Raw genomic sequence first — 21,146 nt, 5'->3', positions numbered from 1 at the left:
AATGAAAATAGGAATATTAGGATTAGGCGAAGGACGTAGCACCATGTCGGCAGTATTGAAAAGCGATAAGCTTGAACTGAAAATGGTATGCGATATGAATATTGAAATGTGCAAACATCGCGCAGAGGAGTTTAACTTTCATAACTACACTACCAGCTATCAGGACATGCTCAATGATGCCGAAATAGATATTATTGCCATTTATACCCCCGATCACTTGCATGCCGAACACGTTAAACAGGCTCTGCTGCATGGCAAACATGTGGTATGCACCAAACCTTTTATTGATGACCTAAGCAAAGCTGCCGAACTGCTCGAACTGGTTGAGCAAAGCGGCAAAAAAGTATTTGTAGGCCAAAGCTCACGTTTTTTTGAGCCGATGAAAAAGCAGCGTAAAGATTACGAGGCTGGTTTAATAGGGGATTTGATTACGGTTGAAGCTTATTACCATGCCGATCATCGCTGGTTTTTAGAGAAACCGTGGTCGTTGCAGCAGGCTTTTAAATGGTTGTACGGTGGCTTAAGTCACCCGGTTGATTTTATTCGCTGGTATTTGCCGGAGATTGAAGAGGTAATGGGTTACGGGATGTTGAGTGCTAACGGCGCCAAAGGCGGTTTGAAGAATCCGGATACCATGCACTTTATTTTCAAAGCGAAAGATGGCCGGATAGCACGTGTAAGCGGTTGTTATACCGGTCCGGTGCAACCCGTTACCCGCGACAGCGAGATGAGCTGTATTTTACGCGGAACCGAGGGCTGCAGCCAGGGCGATTATATGGATTTGCGTTATGCCATTACTGATAATACCGGCGAAGAACGCATCATTACCTGGGAACATAAGCTGAAACACTACTTTAGGTTTGAAGGCAAAAGCCACCATGCCGGTGAATACCAAAATTACCTCGAGTACTTTGCCGATAGCATCACCGAAGGCTATACCGCCTACCCCGATATTAAAGAAGGTATTGGCACTATCGCCCTGCTTCAGGCTATGGATCGTTCATTACAAAGCGGCACACCCGTAAAGGTTGATGAGATCCTGACCGAGTTTAATTTAACCGTAACCGAGTTAAGCGCATGATCCTGGGCATGAGCAATATCGTATCGCGCCTCACGCTGCTTGATTATTCGGTGGTTGCCGTGTACCTGGTTATTTTGATGATAATCGGGTTCCGCGCCAGCTTTAGCAATAAAAATAAAAGTGACGAAACACTTTTTCTCGCCAATAAATCATTGGACTGGGCGAGTATTGGATTTAACATGTGGGGTACCAATGTGGGACCATCCATGCTGCTGGCTTTTGCCAGTATCGGTTACAGTACAGGTATTGTTGCTGTCAATTTCGACTGGTATGCCTTTGTTTTCCTGATGCTGCTGGCCCTGGTTTTTGCGCCTAAATACATAGCGGCCAAAGTATCAACCATGCCCGAGTTTATGGGTAATAGGTATGGCGATTCAACCCGTAATATCCTGGCCTGGTATGCGCTCATCAAAATGCTCATCTCATGGCTCTCCTTAGGTTTGTTTGCAGGTGGGTTTTTAGTCAGGCAGATATTGGGCATCCCCATGTGGCAATCGGTCATTGTGCTGGTATCGTTCGCTGGCTTGTTCGCGTTTACCGGTGGCTTAAAGGCAATTGCCAAAGTGAATGTTTTCCAGATGCTGCTGCTCATCGGCGTATCGCTAACTTTAACCGTTTTAGGTGTAAGCAAGGCCGGTGGGTTATCAGCAGTTTTTCATCAAACGCCTGCGAATTACTGGAACCTCATCCATCCGGCAAGCGATGTCAAATATCCATGGTATGCTATTTTATTGGGCTACCCGGTATCGGCCGTGGCTTTTTTCTGTACAGATCAGGCCATGGTGCAATCGGTATTGGGCGCCAAAAACCTGGAGCAGGGGCAACTTGGCGTTAACTTTATTGGCTGGCTCAAAATATTATCGCTGCCCTTGTTTATCCTCACCGGTATATTATGTTTCATCCTGTTTCCGCATCTGAGCGACCCGGCGTTAGCTTACATGACTATGGTCACCAATCTTTTCCCGCCGGGCATGAATGGGTTAGTCATTGTAGTATTGATAGCCGTTTTGATAGGTACCGTCGGCTCGTCCTTAAACTCATTAAGCACGGTGTTCACTATGGATATCTATGCCGAAAAGATCAATCCCAATGCTACCAATAAAGATCTTATCCGTATAGGGCGATACACGGTAATTGGTGGCTGCCTGTTTGCCATAGGCGTGGCGCTGGCTATCGACGGCATTAAAGGCCTTAATCTATTTGATGTGTTCCAGTCTGTATTGGGCTTTATCGCGCCGCCTTTGGCTGTGGTTTTCCTGCTTACGGTTTATTGGAAACGGACTACCCGAAAAGCTGTAAATATAATTCTTTCTGCGGGTTCGGCTTTTAGCCTGGGTACCGGTGTGGTGTACCTGTGGATATTGCCGCCAGATAAGTACAGCTTTTGGCCTCATTACCTGATGCTGTCGTTTTTCATATTTGTGTTCCTGGCGATATCGGCTGTTTTGATTTCGCTGTTTGATAAAACGCCTGCTGTTTACGTTGCTACGGAATCTGAAACAAAAAGCACTTTAAAACCTACGAAACGCGTGAAGATTGCCTGGGTACTTCTCACAATAGTCATGATCGCTCTATACCTCATTTTCAACGGACATTAAAATGATTAAAACATCTACCCATATAAAACTCAATAAGCTGCATTTTTTAATTATGCTTCTAAGCTGTATGTTTTTTGCCGATATGGCTAAAGCGCAAAAGGCTACCTGGATCTGGTATCCCGGCGATTATGAGGTCTGGCTAAGCAACCGGATGCAAAACCGCCGCACCGAGCGGGGTGCTTTCTTTCCGCCATTCTGGAAACTGGACAGCCATTATGTATTGGTTGATTTTCATAAGGATTTTACGCTTACCTCTCCTGAAACCGTTGAACTGGCGGTTGAAGGGCAATACAATGTAAAGCTTGATGGTAAGGCACTGGCTGGCTATCCCAAAAATATTCATGTGCCGGCTGGCAGGCACAGGCTTAGTCTCAAAGTTTATAACCAGGCTGCTACCCCCGCCATATTTGTTAAGGGGCAGCAACTGGTGTCAGATACCTCGTGGCTGGTAACGTACGAGGATAAGGAGTGGATTGATGAATCGGGTAAAACTTCGGATGTATCGGCCACCAAATACGTAAATGCGGGTAACTGGAATTTTGACTCGGCGGATAAATTGCCCTCAGCATTCCGCCTACCCACAGAGGAACATAAGCCGGAAAAAATCGAACGGAAGGAACATTCCATTTTGGTTGATTTTGGAAAAGAAACATTTGGTTACGCCAAGCTTATCGGCTTAAAAGGCAAGGGCAATATTAAACTCTGCTACGGTGAATCAAAAGAAGAAGCTTTATCCCTAAGCGCTTGCGAACTGTTGGATAGTATTTATATCGATCAGCCTCAAAAAGCTGATTATACCATGGAGGGGTCCCGTGCATTCCGCTACATCAATGTTTTGTTTGATGATAATGTGAGTGCAGATGATGTAGCTATGCTATATGAATACTCACCGGTTGAGCAGCGGGGTAATTTCAAATGTTCGGATGATTTGGTCAATAAGATCTGGGACGTTTCGACTTATACTCTGCACCTGAATACCCGCGAGTTTTTTATCGATGGGATCAAGAGAGACAGGTGGATCTGGTCGGGCGATGCTTATCAGAGCTATCTGATGAATTATTACCTGTACTTTGATTCGCCAACGGTAACCCGCACCTTGTATGCACTCCGCGGTAAAGACCCGGTAACCAGCCATATCAATACCATTATGGATTATACCTTTTATTGGTTCATGGGTATTTATGATTATTACCAATACACCGGCGATAAAAGTTTTATTAAGCAAATGTACCCCCGCATGCAAAGCCTGATGAACTATTGCCTGCAGCGTCGCGATAAAAATGGCCTCATGGAAGGCTTGCCTGGCGACTGGGTATTTATTGACTGGGCCGATAAACTCAGCAAAAAAGGTGAAGTAAGCTTTGAGCAATTGCTGCTTTGCCGCAGCTTGGAAACCATGGCTTTATGCGCCAATATCATGGATGATAAAACAGGCAACGATCAATACCAAAAACTGTCGGCAGACCTAAAATCAAAGATCTTTTCCCTGTACTGGAACAGTGATAAGCACGCTTTTGTACACAGCCTGGTTAATGGCAAGCAAAGCGACAATGTGACCCGCTACACCAATATGTTTTCGATATTTTTCAATTACCTGAACCCCGGTCAACAGCAGGAAATTAAAAAATACGTACTGCTGAATGATAATATCCAAAAGATAACTACACCTTACATGCGCTTTTACGAGCTTGAAGCGCTTTGCGCCATGGGCGAACAAAGTTATGTGCTCAAAGAAATGAAAGATTACTGGGGCGGGATGCTTAACCTTGGCGCAACGTCATTTTGGGAAGAGTATAATCCGGCTAAAACAGGTGCCGACCGCTACGCCATGTACGGGCGACCATTTGGTAAAAGCCTGTGCCATGCCTGGGGCGCCAGTCCGATATACCTGCTGGGTAAATATTATCTGGGCGTAAAACCAACTGCACCGGGCTATCAGCAATATGTGATCGAGCCTAAATTGGGTGGCTTACAATGGATGGAAGGCAGCGTGCCGACCGCTGATGGAGATATCAAAGTATCATGCAGTACCAAACAAATTAAAGTAAGCGGCAATACCGGAACAGGCCTGCTACGGTTTGCCAGCACATCCAAACCTGTTTGCAAGGAAGGAGAATTAACCGCAAAAGGGAATGGTACCTATGAGCTTAGCATCCAAAAACAAAAACAATACACCATAAACTACAGCGCAAAAAGATGATGAAACGGCTCATTAATATCCTGCTTTTAACAGCATTTTCATCAACAGGGCTTTACGCGCAACTGGTTGATAAAACCCCTGCGCCCATACCAAATGTGCCTACAGTTTATGATGCCGAACCCTGGGAAAACCCCTTGGTTGACGGTATTAACCGGGATGCAGCACGTGCTACAGCTTATTCGTATAGCAGTATCAAAGACGCACTTGCTGGCTACAGAGAAAAATCAGGCAGAATGTTGTCCCTGAATGGTTATTGGGATTTTAGCTACGCCGCGAAACCGGCCGATGCACCAAAAGACTTTTATAAAAACAGGGTGAGCGGCTGGAAAAAGATCATTGTTCCCTCCAGCATTGAAATGCAGGGTTATGACAAGCCCATTTATAAAAGCGCGGTTTATCCGTTTCGCCCGGTTAACCCGCCGCATGTGCCGCAGGATTATAACGGCGTTGGCAGCTATCAGCGTACATTTACCCTGCCAGCTAATTGGAAAGATATGAACATTACCCTGCATTTTGGCGGGGTTAGTTCGGGCTTTAAGGTTTGGTTGAATGGTAAGTTTTTAGGTTATGGCGAGGATAGCTTTTTGCCATCAGAGTTTAACATTACCCCATACCTTCAAGCGGGTGAAAACGTGGTCTCTGTACAACTGATCCGCTGGAGCGACGGTTATTTCCTGGAAGACCAGGACCAGTGGCGCATAAGCGGCATCCACCGCGAAGTAATGCTTTTGGCCGAACCAAAATTGCGCATAGCTGATTTTCAATGGCAGGTCAAATTGGACAAGCAATATAAAGATGCTGTTTTCAGTATCCGTCCACGGATTGAAAACCTGACAGGCAAGGCTGTGCCTGGTTATAAAATTGAGGCAAGACTTTTCGACAAAAACAATAAAGAGGTATTACAAAAAACTTTGGAGCGGAGCGTGGAGAGTATCATTAACGAGATCTATCCAAGGTTGGATAACGTGAAATTCGGCTTACTGGAAACCACGCTGAAAAATCCGGATAAATGGAGCGATGAAAAGCCAAACCTGTATACGCTTACTTTATCATTAGTGGATAGCACCGGCCAAACGCTGGAAGTTAAAAGCTGTAAGGTAGGGATCAGGAGCATTGAGTTTAGCAAAGAGGATAGCAAGCTGCTTATAAACGGCAAGATAACCTATTTGTACGGTGTAAACCGCCCCGATCATGATCCGGTGAAAGGAAAAGCCTTATCACGTGAGGATATCCTGAATGATGTGCGCACCATCAAACGTTTCAATTTTAACTGTATCCGAACCAGTCATTATCCCATGGATCCGTACCTGTATGACCTGTGCGATGAGTATGGGATACTGGTGATAGACGAAGCCAACCTCGAAACCCATGGTCTGGGTTCAAAGCTAAGCAACGATCCCATGTGGACCGGCGCTTATCTCGACAGGGCTACCCGTATGGTGATGCGCGATAAAAACCACACGAGTGTGATCATCTGGAGCCTGGGTAATGAGGCCGGCAGAGGGCCAAACCACGCGGCAATGGCCGGTTGGATCCATGATTTTGATATTACCCGTCCGGTTCATTATGAGCCTGCACAGGGCACGCCACAAGCCGAAGGTTATATCGACCCGACAGATCCACGCTATCCAAAAACTAATGATCATTCGCACAGGTGGCAGAATCCAATCGATCAGCCCTATGTGGATATCGTAAGCCGGATGTACCCCGGCATTTATACCGCACCCTTGCTGGCCAATCAGCAAAATGGCAATAACCGCCCGATATTTTTTGTAGAATATTCGCACGCGATGGGCAACTCCAACGGAAACTTAAAGGAGTTTTGGGATCAGTGGCGATCAACAAAAAGGGTTATCGGCGGAGCTATTTGGGAGTTTAAAGACCAGGGATTACTAAAACATGATTCAACAGGTAAGGCGTATTATGCCTATGGCGGTGATTATGGTGAACGATACTTTGACAATTTCACCATCAAAGGCATCGTAGCGTCGGATGGCCGCCCAAAGCCTGCCATTTACGAATGTAAGCATGTTTTTCAGCCTGCAGTTTGTGAATTGGTTGATGCTGATAAAGCAACCATCCACATCAAAAACTGGCACAGCGTAGCTTCGCTGGCCGATTATGATATTACCCTGCAGTTAAGAGAAGACGGCAACATCATCCTGAAAAAACAGATTCCTCGCATTAACCTTGCAGCCGGGCATGATACGACAATCAACATTAAACAATACCTGCCCGGTTTAAAACCCAACCACGAATACCTGACCGATATTCACTTTACCCTTGTTGAAGATAAGCCTTGGGCAAGCAAAGGCTACGAAATAGCCAGCGATCAGTTTCAATTAAGTAAGCTTGAAACATCCGCTGCAAAAACTGACCGTAAGCAATCCCCGGAAACAAAACTATCCGAAGATGATAAGACCTACCACATCAGCGGAAAGGATTTTGAGATAGGCATCAGCAAAGCAAATGGTGCTTTAACCTCGTACCTGTACAAAGGCAATCAGCAGGTATTTGCACCGTTATTGCCGCATTTTACCCGCCCGGTTACCGATAATGATCATCGTGGCTGGAAGATGGAAAAGAAACTCGCGGCCTGGTTTAAAGCGGTGCCTGTTTTGAAAAAGATCTCAAGCCAAAAAGCCGAAGATGGCTCGACAGTAATTATAAGCACGTATTCAATGCTTAATGACAGTGCCTCGGTACAAGTGAACTACACCATCCGGGGCGATGGCTTGCTGAATGTTGCGTATACTTTTGACGCTAAACCAGGTTTGCCAAACCTCCCTAAAGTTGGTATGCAAATGGGGATTGCGCAGGTCGATAGTAATATCAATTATTATGGCCGGGGCCCTTATGAAAACTATATCGACAGGCGTACAGGCTCGGAAGCGGGCATTTATTCGCAAACCATTAACCAATTCATGGAGACTTATGTTGTACCCCAGGAAAACGGTAACCGTACGGATGTACGCTGGATGCTGCTGCATCATAAAACAGGTGGCTTACTGATCACTGCGGATAGCCTGCTAAGCATGAGCGCCTGGCCTTATACCGAAGAGATTATTCAAAAAGCGAAGCACACCTACAAGCTAAAGGATGCCGGTTTTATCACGTTGAATATCGATCTGATACAGATGGGCGTAGGCGGTAACGATAGCTGGTCGGAAGTGGCCGAGCCATTGGAGCAATACCGGGTCCCAGCCAAAAAGTATCAATACAGCTTTTACCTGAAACCTTATGAGGGTAAACCGGATGCGGCAGGTAATACGGCATATCAGATCAAATTCAACAGGAAACCATGAGGAAGCAATCGTTAATAATCGCTTTATGCTTATGCTGCCTCACGCCGGTTATAGCTCAGCAGCGTAAATCATCTCCAAAAAAAGATGGATTAGAGCAGGCTTTTCTACATCCGCCTGAATCGGCAAAGCCATGGGTGTTTTGGTACTGGATGCAGGGCGCGGTAAGCCGGGAAGGCATTACTGCCGATTTGCAGGCCATGAAGCAGGCGGGCATAGCCGGAGCGTATTTGATGCCAATCAAAGGGCCCGCTAATCCGCCGTTTATTACTCCATCAATTAAGCAGCTGAGCCCGGAGTGGTGGGCAATGGTAAAGTATACCATGCAGGAAGCCGACAGGATAGGTGTAAAACTGGCCATGCATGATAGCGACGGTTTCGCGCTGGCCGGTGGCCCCTGGATAACGCCTGAGCTTTCCATGCAAAAAGTAGTGTGGTCAAAAGTTGAGGTTGAAGGCGGTAAAGTTTATCATGATACTTTGCCTGTTCCAAAGCATTATAAAAACTATTATAAGGATATCGAGGTACTGGCATATCCATCGCTTCCGGGAGAAGGGATTAGCAGTTATGATGAGCATCCGAAGGTAAGCACGAGTTTACCCAATGCCGACGTGCAATATATTGCGGAAAAAGGAAATACCAAAAGCTTTAACAGTAGTGAACGTTGCTGGCTGCAGCTTGAATTTGAAAAGCCCTTTACCTGTCGCTCGCTTGTTATTCATACTTCGGCAAGCAATTACCAGTCGCAAAGGTTGCTGCTTGAAGTGAGCGATGATGGCAAAAATTATCGTTCGTTGGGCAGGTTGGAGCCCCCGCGTCATGGCTGGCAGGATGGCGATGCGGGAATCACACACGCCATAACCCCGACAACGGCAAAATATTTCAGGTTTACTTATGATAAAGAAGGTTCGGAGCCAGGGGCCGAGGATCTGGATTTTGCCAAATGGAAACCCACGCTGAAACTATCGGGCATTGAGTTGCTGGCCGCTCCACACATCCATCAGTATGAAAGTAAAACCGGTGAGGTTTGGCGTTTAAGCAAGCAAATAACAAATGCCCAGCTGCCGGCTAATCTCTGTGTAGATAAAAGCAAGGTCATCAACCTTACCGATAAATTAGGAGCAGATGGTAAACTGAACTGGCAGGTGCCTGCTGGTAAATGGACAATTATCCGCATCGGGCATACTTCAACCGGGCATACCAATGCAACCGGTGGGGGTGGGATTGGTTTGGAGTGTGATAAGTTTAATCCCCAAGCTGCTAAACTACAATTTGATAACTGGTTTGGTGAAGCTGTAAAACAGGTAGGCCCGGATTTAGCTAAACGAGTTTTAAAAATCTTTCACGTGGATAGCTGGGAGTGCGGGAGCCAGAACTGGTCGCCGGTTTTTGCTGCTGAATTTCAGAAGCGGAGGAATTATGACCTGTTACCATATCTGCCTTTAATGGCAGGTGTGCCGATGGTGAGCGCCGAAAAATCTGAAAAAGTATTGGTAGATGTAAGGCAAACCATAGCCGAATTACTGGTAGATAATTTCTACGGTACAATGGCTAAGCTGGCGCATGAAAAAGGCTGCACATTTACCGCCGAAAGTGTTGCGCCAACTATGATGAGCGATGGGATGCTGCATTATCAAAAGGCTGATATCCCGATGGGGGAGTTTTGGTTCAGGAGCCCTACGCACGATAAACCCAATGATATGCTTGATGCCATTTCTGGCGGGCACATCTACGGCAAAAATATTATCCAGGCCGAGGCTTTTACCGAGTTGAGGCTTTTATGGGACGAACACCCTGGCATGCTCAAAACCGCTGCCGACCGCAATTTTGCGCTTGGCATCAATCGTTATGTTTTCCATGTGAGTGTGCATAACCCCTGGCTTGACCGTAAACCGGGTATGACGCTTGACGGCATCGGCCTGTTTTTCCAGCGCGATCAAACCTGGTGGGAGCCGGGCAAGGCCTGGTTTGATTATATCAGTCGTTGCCAGGCCATGCTGCAACAGGGGCATCCGGTTGCCGATATCGCTGTTTTTACCGGCGAAGAAACACCACGTCGGGCCATTTTGCCCGACAGGTTGGTTAATACCCTTCCCGGGATCTTCGGCACCGAACGTGTGAAGGAGGAAAAGGAGCGCTTAGCCAACAAAGGTGTGCCGATTATTAATTCGATTGAGGATGCGAGTCATTCGGCCAATATGGCGCTGCCCGAGAACTGGATAGACCCACTGAGAGGATATAACTATGATTCCTTTAACAAAGACGCGTTACTGCGTTTAGCTACAGTAAAAAATGGCAGGATCATTTTGCCCGGCGGTGCAAATTATGCCATGCTGGTGATACCCGGTGTAAGCCAGATGTCGCCGCAGCCATGGCAGTTATCAGCAGAGGTCGTAAAAAAACTTCAGCAACTGGTAAATGAAGGCGCTAACATTTTATTGGGCGATGAGCGGATGAAAGCTATTTTATCCAAAAGCTCTATGGGCAAATTACTCATCGGTCCTTATCAAAAAGATACGTTTGATGAATTAGGCGTAAGTCGCGATCTGATGGCGACTGATTCTCTTAATCAACAGGCAAAGGATCTGGCCTGGACACATCGTAGTTCAGCTAATCTCGATATCTACTTCGTCTCCAATCAGCAGGCTTTAAATCGTACCATTAATTTATCACTGAGGGCAGCGGGGCGCAACCCTGAGCTTTGGGATCCTTTAACCGGTGAGGTCAGACAATTGCATAATACCGGTAAATCATCCCGGACAAATATTAAGCTTGAGTTGGCTGCCAATGGCTCTGCTTTTATCGTTTTCAGAAAGGTTTCTGCTATTGCAAAAAGCGAGAATAATAAGCCATCTCATTTTAAAACGGTACAAACTTTTACAGATTGGCAAATACAGTTCGACCCTAAATATGGAGGACCTGCAACGCCGGTTATGTTTAATCAGCCTGAAGACTGGTCGCGCAACGCCAACGATAGTATAAAGTATTATTCAGGAACAGCGGTTTACAATCATACGTTTCAGTTTACCGGGAAAGCCAAGGGCAAAACATATCTTGATCTGGGAAATATCGCCAACATGGCCGAGGTGTATGTAAACGGCGTCAATTGCGGCACGGCCTGGACTTATCCTTATCGGGTAGACTTGAGCAAAGCCATCAAATCCGGGGAAAATAAGTTGATGATCAAAGTAACCAACACCTGGGCTAATCGACTGATGGGCGATCATGCCCTACCCGAAAATAAACGTATTACCTGGACAAACGCGCCCTACCGGTTGGAAGGTCGCCCGCTTTTGCCGGCTGGTTTGCTAAGCCCGGTGAAATTGCTCACTTATATCCCTTAATGATATGAAAAAAATAGATAAGTATCTCATTATTAGCATTCCCATAGGGGCTGGCTGCGAATTTAGGTTAATCCATATATTAATAATCAAATGGTTATTGTCAATTGAGTAATCAATGTGAGTTGAACCCCTCTGGGGTTCGGATAAGAGGTGGACATTATTTCTACAAACCTTTACCCCCTCTGGGGGATTTTTATAATTAACAGATGTTAATTGAGATATGCTTAAGGCAGGTGCACCAGAGGTGCAAAAGGTTTGTAGCATTTGAAATTATAGAAATATCCTTTGCCCCAGAGGGGCAAAACAAGCGCTTTACGATTAAACGATAAAACAATTTGTGAGTTACTTAAACTCGCAGAGGTCCCTAAGGTCTTCGCATTTTTCAAAAACAATAAAATGAAAACATTTTATAAATATCTCACGTCCCCTCAGGGTCTCTCGCAGAGGACCCTGAGGGCTTCGCTTACCCTTGATATGAAAACATTGTACAAGTGTCTTGTCATCATGCTATTAGTAGTTTTCGGCAGCGAGCTTAGCGCACAAAACAAGGCGCTGGTCAACACCAGCAAAAGCAGTTACGCCAAACTGAGCAGTCTTGATATGGGCGCGGTACAGTGGACGGGCGGCTTCTGGGCCGACAGGTTCAAGGTTTGCCGTGATACCATGATCCCTAACCTGTGGCGTGTTTATACTGACCCGAAGATCAGTCATGCGTACCGTAATTTTGAGATAGCCGCCGGGTTGGACACCGGTTCACACGAAGGGCCGCCATTTCACGATGGTGATTTTTACAAGCTTTTTGAAGCTGTAGCCAGCATGTATGCTAACACACATGATCCGAAGCTGGATGCACTGATGGATAAAACTATAGCGGTTATTGCCAAAGCGCAGCGTACCGATGGCTATATCCACACGCCGACACTTATTGAAGAACGGAAGAACGGCGGCAAGGAAAAAGCGTTTAATGACCGCCTTAATTTTGAAACCTATAACCTCGGTCACTTGATGACTGCCGCTTGTGTGCATTACCGGGTTACAGGCAAAACTACCTTGTTGAAAGTAGCTGTTAAAGCAACCGATTATCTCTATAAATTTTATAAAACGGCCTCGCCCGAACTGGCGCGGAATGCCATTTGCCCCTCGCATTACATGGGCGTAGTAGAAATGTACCGTACCACCCGCGATCCCCGATACCTGGAACTGGCTAAAAACCTGATCGATATCCGTGGGTTGATGAAAGATGGTACCGACGATAACCAGGACAGGACACCTTTCCGGCAGCAAACACAGGCGATGGGGCACGCGGTGAGGGCCAATTACCTGTTTGCGGGCGCTGCCGATGTTTATGCCGAAACCGGGGATACCACACTCATGCACACTTTAAATTTAATGTGGAACGATGTAGTTAACCGCAAAATGTATATCACCGGTGGCTGCGGTTCGCTCTATGATGGTGTTTCTCCTGATGGGACATCTTACAATCCTAACGAGGTGCAAAAGGTACACCAGGCTTACGGACGCGATTATCAATTGCCAAGTTTCACGGCGCACAACGAAACCTGCGCCAACATAGGCAATGTACTCTGGAACTGGCGCATGCTGCAGGCAACCGGCGACGCCAAATATGCCGATGTAATGGAGCTGGCGTTGTACAATAGCGTACTTTCGGGTATCAGCCTTAATGGTCGTAACTTTTTATATACCAATCCACTGGCTTATTCAGATAGTTTGCCCTTTAAGCAGCGTTGGTCTAAGGATAGGATAGGGTATATCAAACTTTCTAACTGTTGTCCGCCCAATGTGGTGCGTACCATTGCCGAGGTGAGCGATTATGCCCACAGCGTATCAGATAAAGGGTTGTGGTTTAACCTGTATGGCAGCAACACCATAACCGCTAAATTGAAAGATGGCACCCCGGTAAAACTCACTCAAACTACAAATTACCCCTGGGATGGGAAGATCCATATCAGGTTTGATGAAGTACCGGGCAATAAAGCATTCTCGGTATTTTTGAGGATCCCTGGCTGGTGTAAGGGCGCAAGTATCAAACTCGAAGGTCAGCCGGTGCCGCAGTTAGATACTACGCCTGGAACTTATACGCAAGTTAACGCCGTTTGGCGAAAAGGAATGACAATTGATCTCGACCTGCCAATGCCGGTAACCCTAATGGAAGCAAACCCGCTTGTTGAGGAAACCCGTAATCAGGTTGCAGTAAAACGCGGTCCGGTGGTTTATTGTTTGGAATCAGCCGATCTGGCTAAGGGGCAAAAGGTTTTCGATGTGGTGCTTTCTGCCAATAATCAACTTAAGCCCGAAATGATCAGGATAGATAACAGTGAGATCATGAGCTTAACCGGTAAAGCTGATCTGCGTGAGGAAAATAACTGGACTAACCGGCTTTATAAAGAAGTCTCCGCGCCAAAACAAAACGCTGTTGATATCAGGCTGATCCCGTATTATGCATGGGGTAACCGGGGACATGTGGATATGGAAACGTGGATGCCGTTGGACAGGTAATTTCGAGGCGAAAGGTGAAAGGCGAAAGGCGAAAGGCGAAAGGCGAAAGGCAAAAGGTGAAAGGCAAAAGGTGAAAGGTCAAAAAAGCTCCACGCCGCCGCTCGGCTCCCAGCCGGGTGGCAACTATCAGGGCGGCCTCTGGCCGCCGGGACTAAAGCAGCCTTTTGTCCTTACACTTAAAACTTCGGCCGGTAATTGGCCGCGGTTATTTTTGTCCTAATATGAGGTTAGCCGAGCTTTAGCCGGATGGGCATGAAATATCGGTATTCATCCCCGCGATTTTGGTGGCATTATTTTGTCAGTACCATTTATAACTGAGGTGATCAATTTCAAAAAAGTCAAAAAAATTTAAAAAAACACGAAATAAAAAAGTTTTTTTTACCTGTCTTTGAAATAAGGAAAGTTTACTCTTTAAAGTTTTAATTCTTGATAATCAGTTACTTAACAGTGTTTCAAGTGAATTGATATCTCTTTGATTATCAGTGTGTTTCATTTTTAAGGTGTTCCGCGTTTTTGCTCTCAAAAAATGGAACAGTCTCTTTTTACAAAAAAGAACAGCGGGAGTTTTTCATTTTTTTTTGAGAATCAAAAAATTGGGACACCCTTTTTGTTACAAATGAACGAGGGAATTATTGGGCTAACATCATTGTAATATCCTTCCTTCTATCTTCGGGGAGAACTTTTAAATTAACCATCTTTCCATCCTTTAGTGTGGCCTCAACAGTGGTATTATAAGGCGCATGAAGTTTAAAATGCACATCCCAGTCCTTTGGCCAGGCGGGGAACAGCAGGATCTTTTTATCATCAACCTGCATCAGCATTTCCTGCAGACCGATCATGCCAGAGCCACCCCAGTTATGATCGGGTGTCCAGTCGAAACCCGGGCCCCAGAAAGTAGGGAAGCGCCTGCCGGAGTTTTTGAGTTTGAAGGTGGTAAGTTTGGCAGCCTCATCTGTCAGACCTAAGCGGGCCGCAAAAATATTATCCTGTTTCCAGCCAATGCCGCTCCTGAATTTGGCTACAAGGGTGTCCAGTTTCCAGGTGTTCAAAGCGGTATCCAATCCCGGTTTGCCCAAGCCGAAGATACCCCATGGAAATACCGGGTAAAACTGGGTGTTTTCCTCGTTGTTAACCCGCTCCCATGATTTTGCCGGGGTAAGGGTTTTATGACCATTAATCTCGCCAAATGTAATAGGGGGGATGCGCTTTAAAAAGCCTTCCAGTTTGCTGCGCTCTTCTTTGCTCAGGTAACTATCCGTCAATGCCAGCATCCGTTTGGTGATGGTTTGCAGAGCAGCGATGGTCGAGTTGGAGTTATAAGCCATCTTAAAAGTCTCGGCAGATGAGCCGGGATAGAGTACAAGGTGCCCGTTGCCGTCAAGCGCTTTAGCGCTGCGCTTGCGCGAAAGGTATTGGTAGTGCTCATCAAAAAAAGTGAGGCAGCTTTCAATAAAGGGAATGTATTGGTGGATATCGTCGCCTTTGTACCGTTCTGTTTCCATCATCATGAGGCAAAACTCAAAAACGGTATCCCAGGTATATTCCAGCCAGGCGTTGTACTCAAGCCCTTTGTCAAAGTCGGCAGGGCGTTTCCAGGTGTACTCGGCGCTGTTGGGCAGACCGAAATTTTCCACCTGCTCAGTAAAGCAGGCGCCATTGTGGTTCCAATACACCTTGCTGCGTAATTCGGCGTTTTTGAGTGAGCGGAGATAGAAATCAAACTCCGGTTTCATCAAATCAATATCGCCGCTTTTGAGCATCGGGAAATAAACCAAACGCTGGTTTTGGGCAGTCATCAGGCCGCCTCCCCAGTTGCGGAAATCGGGTGTAAAGGCATATTGCGGGTTTACAAAAACAGGGTCGTAGGTAAACAGGCCTCCGTTGAATTTGGTGGGAGCATGTCCGTATGCATTGCAGCCTAACATGTACCTGAACAACTGGTAGTTTTTACCGGTTTGCCAGGCTGTGGTGTCATTGTCAGGCTTGGTCGGGTTGATGCAGATAAAACTCCTGTCCCAATATTGTTTCCACCAACCGGCTGTTTTTTGCCAGGCGGATTTGGTGTTACTTTCAGACTCTTTAATTACTTTTTCGAGGCCTTGCTGCCATTCATTTACCGATGAGGTTTGTAGCGTATTAAGATAGATCTCAATATCCTGGTTGGTGACTGGCTTAATGCTCTTCAGTTTCCAGCCTTCAAAATCGGTGTTAAGATATTGCCCTTTGGTAGTGCCTGCAGGCTTTAGGTTTTTGCCCTGCATCAGCCCGCCAAAGGTTAAGTTTTTAAGCGGGTTGTACATTTGATCCTTAACCGCATCCATACCCTGCTGTTTTACGGTAACATCAAATATGGTGGAATCAAGATTGTGATGGTAAAACATGATGGCATTACCTTTGAAGTCGATGTTATCCTTCAGTGTTTTGACATCATTGCGCGGGGCGAATTTCCAGGAGCCTTCATTTTTTTCGAGGCCTTTAACATCCCTGTCGCGGTAGCGCCAGCTTTCAAAAATGGCTTCAGTTTTAATGGCTTTATTACTATTAATGTTAACGTGGATCACCGGACGGTAAACATCAACCCAAAGTTTTATTTCGGCTTTTAAATCGCCGTTTTTTCCGTTGATGAGTACCGAGCCATTTTGAAGTTTGAGCTCCTGTTTAAAATCATTACCCGCAAAAGGATTAGGTAATAGTTTGATCCTGACCCGGCCGGGTTTAAGCATGGCATTGTTTTCATCAAAAGTGCCGCTCCGGGCGATGTAAAAAAGCAGTTCGCCTTTTTCAACCCATGCATTTAAGCCGATATCGCCGCCTCCGCAGGGCATCGACTGGCCTGAGTTTTGACTCTGGCTGGCCCATACTTCATTGTATTGTTCGATGCCTTTGTTTTGAGCTAACGCGATATTGCAGTACAGGAAGCAGAGCAGCAGGAGTTTTTTCATATTACCAGTCGTCGGTTCTGAATGAGGAAACGGGGAGGCCGTTTGTGCCGAATAAATCGCCTACAACAAAATCTTTAAAGGCGTATCGTACGGCCACAGGCTCTTTTACCAAAGGTGAAGATACAATAATTACACTGCCCGATATCATGGCCTGCGCCGGGTAAAACATTTTGTCTTTACCGGCAACTTCAAAGTTTTGGATAGGTTTGTTGAATGAGGTAAGCCCGTTTTCGGCATACTCAAACCTGATGGTAGCCCGGTTGCCGTCAACAGTGATTTCCTTATACAGCGGACTTGCATAATCAAACCCTTTAATGCCATAAGTTTGCGCTAAGGCCAGGTAAGCCAGTCGTGTACCGACAGGTTCTTTACGTGGTGGGTGAATGGTAGCCTGTTCGCCAACATCAAGCAATACAGCCATGCCGCTGTTAGGTATAACTTTTAGCGATTTACGCTGAGCATCGCGCAGGTAAGCCGAATTGTATTTACCGCCCGCATTGTATGGTGGTAATTGAGTATAATCATAAGGGGCAATTTGTGTATAATAGAATGGGAAGTCGCCCTGCTGCCAGAGATCGCGCCAGCGTTTTACCATAGCCGGGAAAAGTTTTTCATATTGATCGGGACGGTCGTAGTTCGATTCCCCCTGGTACCAGATGCAGCCTTTGATGCCGTACCCAATCACCGGGTTCAACATGCCATTGAACAGCGTGGTAGGTGTGCGCGATATAGCTTTGATCGAATCTGTTTTAGCCGGGATCTTGATCTCCGGAAAATCTTTCAGTCCGCCAGGATCCATCCATGCTTCGGCACTTGAGCCACCGTAACAATCACTGATTAAGCCAATAGGTACATGAAGCATCTCATTCAACAATCTACCAAAATAATAACCTGTAGCGCTAAAATTAGCAACAAATTCAGTAGCGGCTACATGCCATTCGGATGGTTTGCTGTTTTCCTGAACTTCGGTTACTGATGAGCGGGGTACAGTATACATGTGGATATTGCTATTGGCCGATTTAAGTATAGCATCAACAGAACCCGTTATGGGCTGGCTTTTGTAACCCTTCATCGGGATTTCCATATTTGACTGACCGGTACAAAGCCAAACCTCGCCAATAAGCACGTTATTTAGCTTAATAGTATTGCCATCGCTGATGGTAACAGTATATGGTCCGCCGTAAATTGGCGTGGCAACTTTAACAAGCCATTTGCCATTGGCATTTACTTTGGCTTTGTAGTTTTTTTTGTTCCATGAAGTGTTGATAGTAACTGTTGAGCCTGCTTTATCCCAACCCCATATTGGTGCCTGGCTTTGCTGTTGCAGCACCATGTTATCGGTAAAAATGGATGCCAGTTTTACCTGTGCCTGCGACGATATAAACAGGAATAAACCCAGACCTGAAGCCAGTAACTTTTTCATTGCTGTAAATTATTTGGTAAGCTTTCCGGCGCGTTTGGCCTCAAGCCACCCGCTGAAAAGGAGGTTTTTATTCAACTCGGGTTTAGGGAAAAACAGGCTGGCCAGGTAACCAACTATGATCACCACCAAATGGCTGTATACGCCGAGCATGTATTTATGCTGATTGAAATTGTATTTGCCCAGATCAAGCAGGATATGTTTATCGGCGCCCAAACCGATTTTGGTTGAGGTTAAAAAGGCGTAGCCTGTAAATAAGATACAGGCAATAATGCCGATGTTTAGTCCCTGCCGGTTAGCCCGGCTGCTAAACAATCCCAATAAAAAAATCCCGGCAATACCGCCGGAGAATATAGCATAGAGGGTGAATACAATACCCAACGCGCCTTCGTCGCCGGCAAGCATATATAAGGTGGCTATACCCATTGCGCCCAGGCCGGCCAGTACCACTATCCAGCGACCAGCCTTTAAATATTCTTTGTCAGACCTGTTGGGCCTGAATTTTTTGTAATAGTCTTCTACCCCAATAGCGGAAAGGCAATTAAGATCGGCTCCTAAACTGGAGATGGCTGCCGAGATCAGTGCCGCCAATATCAACCCCACAACACCGGTAGGCAATTTGCTCATAATAAAGTAGGGGAAAACTGCATCGGCCTTAATACCTGCAGGCAAAGGATTTTGTTGGTAGTAAGCAAACAAAGCAGTACCGATAAACATAAACAATGCCCAAAGCGGTACAGTAAGCGCTACCCCTAATAACGATGCCCTGATGGCCGCTTTATCGGTTTTGGCAGTAAGATAGCGCTGTACCATGGTTTGATCGGCGCCATATTTTTGGATGGCATAAAAAACACCATTAATGGCCATTACAATGAATGTAAGCTTTTTGAAATCCCAGGAGTAGGGGCCGAAATTGTTTTTGTGGTTTATGCTGGCAATATGCCAGAGTTCGGGGAAGCCGCCTTTGATGGAGCAAATAAGGATAATAAATGAGGCTATACCGCCGGCGATCAATAAAAACCCCTGTACCACATCGGCCCAAATAACCGCCTCGATACCACCTATAAGGGTAATAACGACGATTACAAATCCAATGATCCAGATAATAACAAAGGTGTTGGTGTTGGTCATGTTGGAAAGTGCAAGGGCCAGCAGGAAAAACACGGTACCCATTTTCGAAAAATGCGTTAATACAAAACCTATGGAGCTATAGAACCTCGCGAACAAACCAAAGCGCTTTTCAAAGTATTCATACGTGCTTACACCTATAACTTCACGATAAAGCGGCACAATGAACCAAACCATTAATAACAATACGATAGGCACCATTAAACCCTGAACCAGCAAGATCCAGTTAGAAGCAAACCCCTCGCCGGGGTAGGCCAGAAAAGTTACACTGCTGATGAGCGTTGCCATTAATGACATGCCTATTGCCCACGCCGGGATAGAACCGCGGGATACAAAATATTTTTTAGTGGAGTTTTGTCCTTTCGAAAACTTAAGACCAATGGTTAATGAAATGGCCAGTGCCAGGGCAATGATGATATAATCTGCCAGGTGCAGGGTTTCATGTTTCATATGCAGGTATAGTTATTGGTTTCCCAAACGGGTGCAGGCCAGGGGTAGCTGCCGGGTTTTAAAGTTAAACATAATTGGTTATTGCCCGCTATGCGCATATGAATAACTCCGGGAGCTATTAGTTTTGAGGGATATAATTTTTCGATGTTTAAACGCTCAAGTATAGCCCAGGCTGTTGCGCCGCCCTCAATCAGCAACTCATGAAGCGAGGTGTGGTCAATAACCTGTTTTACAATATCGGCCATCTTGTGGCTCAGCAATACCGGGTCCACTTTAATGTCCCTTATAAAATCGGGGTTTATGGCGATAATGGCATTGTTGCCGGCGATAATACTGGAAGCTACATGACTGGCAAAAAGGCCATGCACATTGTCGCCGCTGGTTTCGGCGCAGATGGTTGCCGCGGGTATATAGTGTACCGGGATATTGTTGTGTTTGCCGTCAATAAGGTTTAGCTTGCCCTGGTAAAAAGTGCTGCCAAATACAAATAACCGCCTGCCGGCGGTTTCGGAATCTTTGGTTTCAACCTTTTGCGGTTTTGTTAAGTATTGAAGCAGGCAGGTGAACAGATTCGCCGAACCGGCCAAAAGGGTTTCACTATCCGTTTTGCTTATCCAGTATTTAAGATCATCCTCGTCATCTGCCGCTCCTATAATGATTCCTGTTGGTGGCAGTTTCACCCCTTTTTTAATCAATGAGACCTTTTCATCTGCCCTTAATAATTCAACAATATTTGAACTTAAGGCTGGGAAAGTAGGATCGTTAGCAAAAGCACTTAGATGGATAGGCCCGCCGTTATAGTAAAATGTATCGCCGATGAGTTTTTTTGAATGATGTGGGTTGCCGGGTACAATAAGTGCCCGTTTTAATCCGGAAGCTGTCAACTGACTTTGTAACTCCTCAATAATGTGCCCCCGCAAAACCGAATCTATCTTCTTAAAGATAAACCGGGGTTTTAGTTGCTGTAACCGAACAGTAAGATCATGAACGATCTCCTTTGCCCTGGCTACCGAAAGCGAGCGCGTGTCGGTAGCAATAACAAGCAGATCTGCATCGCAGTATTCATCAACAGTAGTACTCACCTCGGTTCTTAATCCGTGGTTAAGGCCTATGCCTGCCAGTTCGGCGGCCCCTGTTAAATCATCTGCAATTACAGCGATCATA

The 21,146-nt window shown here is 46.0% G+C and carries 10 protein-coding genes; 6 read left to right on the top strand and 4 right to left on the bottom strand.

Going from position 1 to position 21,146, the window contains the following annotated elements:
• Nucleotide 1: 1 nt before the first annotated feature.
• From MusilaSJ_RS09820 to MusilaSJ_RS09795, 6 genes are all read left to right on the top strand, one after another.
• Nucleotides 2–1,081, top strand: coding sequence for a Gfo/Idh/MocA family protein (locus tag MusilaSJ_RS09820; RefSeq protein ID WP_274989803.1), 1,080 nt, complete (start codon nt 2–4; stop codon nt 1,079–1,081).
• Nucleotides 1,082–1,089: 8 nt separating this feature from the next.
• The gene (locus tag MusilaSJ_RS09815; protein WP_274989802.1) at nt 1,090–2,679 is read left to right on the top strand and encodes a sodium:solute symporter family transporter; all 1,590 of its coding nucleotides are present in this window, start codon (nt 1,090–1,092) and stop codon (nt 2,677–2,679) included.
• Between the two features lie 52 nt (nt 2,680–2,731).
• Nucleotides 2,732–4,879, top strand: coding sequence for an alpha-L-rhamnosidase-related protein (locus MusilaSJ_RS09810; protein ID WP_274989801.1), 2,148 nt, complete (start codon nt 2,732–2,734; stop codon nt 4,877–4,879).
• A complete protein-coding gene (locus MusilaSJ_RS09805) occupies nt 4,876–8,184 on the top strand; it encodes a glycoside hydrolase family 2 TIM barrel-domain containing protein (RefSeq protein ID WP_274989800.1) in 3,309 nt (1,102 codons plus the stop codon). The genes MusilaSJ_RS09810 and MusilaSJ_RS09805 overlap by 4 nt, the downstream gene beginning before the upstream one ends.
• Nucleotides 8,181–11,525, top strand: a complete 3,345-nt coding sequence (locus MusilaSJ_RS09800; protein ID WP_274989799.1) for a glycosyl hydrolase — start codon at nt 8,181–8,183, stop codon at nt 11,523–11,525. The genes MusilaSJ_RS09805 and MusilaSJ_RS09800 overlap by 4 nt, the downstream gene beginning before the upstream one ends.
• 504 nt (nt 11,526–12,029) lie before the next feature.
• On the top strand, nt 12,030–14,042 hold the full coding sequence (locus MusilaSJ_RS09795; RefSeq protein WP_274989798.1) for an aceric acid hydrolase: 2,013 nt from the start codon (nt 12,030–12,032) through the stop codon (nt 14,040–14,042).
• Between the two features lie 629 nt (nt 14,043–14,671).
• On the opposite strand, the gene MusilaSJ_RS09790 is transcribed toward MusilaSJ_RS09795, so the two are convergent.
• Genes MusilaSJ_RS09790 through MusilaSJ_RS09775 form a run of 4 tightly spaced genes read right to left on the bottom strand, consistent with a single transcriptional unit; the run spans nt 14,672 to nt 21,145 of the window.
• Nucleotides 14,672–16,984 carry a DUF5703 domain-containing protein gene (locus MusilaSJ_RS09790; protein ID WP_274989797.1) on the bottom strand — a complete coding sequence of 771 codons (2,313 nt, stop codon included), beginning with the start codon at nt 16,982–16,984 and terminating at the stop codon, nt 14,672–14,674.
• Nucleotide 16,985: 1 nt separating this feature from the next.
• A complete protein-coding gene (locus MusilaSJ_RS09785; protein WP_274989796.1) occupies nt 16,986–18,407 on the bottom strand; it encodes a sialate O-acetylesterase in 1,422 nt (473 codons plus the stop codon).
• A 9-nt stretch (nt 18,408–18,416) separates the two neighbouring features.
• Nucleotides 18,417–19,982 (bottom strand): sodium:solute symporter family protein, encoded by a 1,566-nt coding sequence (locus tag MusilaSJ_RS09780; RefSeq protein WP_274989795.1) that lies wholly within the window; start codon nt 19,980–19,982, stop codon nt 18,417–18,419.
• Nucleotides 19,979–21,145 (bottom strand): four-carbon acid sugar kinase family protein, encoded by a 1,167-nt coding sequence (locus MusilaSJ_RS09775; protein WP_274989794.1) that lies wholly within the window; start codon nt 21,143–21,145, stop codon nt 19,979–19,981. The genes MusilaSJ_RS09780 and MusilaSJ_RS09775 overlap by 4 nt, the downstream gene beginning before the upstream one ends.
• Between the last annotated feature and the right edge of the window lies 1 nt (nt 21,146).

The sequence above is a fragment of the Mucilaginibacter sp. SJ genome, assembly GCF_028993635.1.
Classification (GTDB): Bacteria; Bacteroidota; Bacteroidia; order Sphingobacteriales; family Sphingobacteriaceae; genus Mucilaginibacter.
Note: the sequence above shows the minus strand (reverse complement) of the source record. Positions and strands in the feature narration are given on the sequence as shown.

What these genes read in the sequence shown, in the direction of transcription:
- MusilaSJ_RS09820 (WP_274989803.1), top strand. Translation starts at nt 2, where the DNA reads ATGAAAATAGGAATATTAGGATTAGGCGAAGGACGTAGCACCATGTCG.
- MusilaSJ_RS09815 (WP_274989802.1), top strand. Translation starts at nt 1,090, where the DNA reads ATGAGCAATATCGTATCGCGCCTCACGCTGCTTGATTATTCGGTGGTT.
- MusilaSJ_RS09810 (WP_274989801.1), top strand. Translation starts at nt 2,732, where the DNA reads ATGCTTCTAAGCTGTATGTTTTTTGCCGATATGGCTAAAGCGCAAAAG.
- MusilaSJ_RS09805 (WP_274989800.1), top strand. Translation starts at nt 4,876, where the DNA reads ATGATGAAACGGCTCATTAATATCCTGCTTTTAACAGCATTTTCATCA.
- MusilaSJ_RS09800 (WP_274989799.1), top strand. Translation starts at nt 8,181, where the DNA reads ATGAGGAAGCAATCGTTAATAATCGCTTTATGCTTATGCTGCCTCACG.
- MusilaSJ_RS09795 (WP_274989798.1), top strand. Translation starts at nt 12,030, where the DNA reads ATGCTATTAGTAGTTTTCGGCAGCGAGCTTAGCGCACAAAACAAGGCG.
- MusilaSJ_RS09790 (WP_274989797.1), bottom strand. Translation starts at nt 16,984, where the DNA reads ATGAAAAAACTCCTGCTGCTCTGCTTCCTGTACTGCAATATCGCGTTA.
- MusilaSJ_RS09785 (WP_274989796.1), bottom strand. Translation starts at nt 18,407, where the DNA reads ATGAAAAAGTTACTGGCTTCAGGTCTGGGTTTATTCCTGTTTATATCG.
- MusilaSJ_RS09780 (WP_274989795.1), bottom strand. Translation starts at nt 19,982, where the DNA reads ATGAAACATGAAACCCTGCACCTGGCAGATTATATCATCATTGCCCTG.
- MusilaSJ_RS09775 (WP_274989794.1), bottom strand. Translation starts at nt 21,145, where the DNA reads ATGATCGCTGTAATTGCAGATGATTTAACAGGGGCCGCCGAACTGGCA.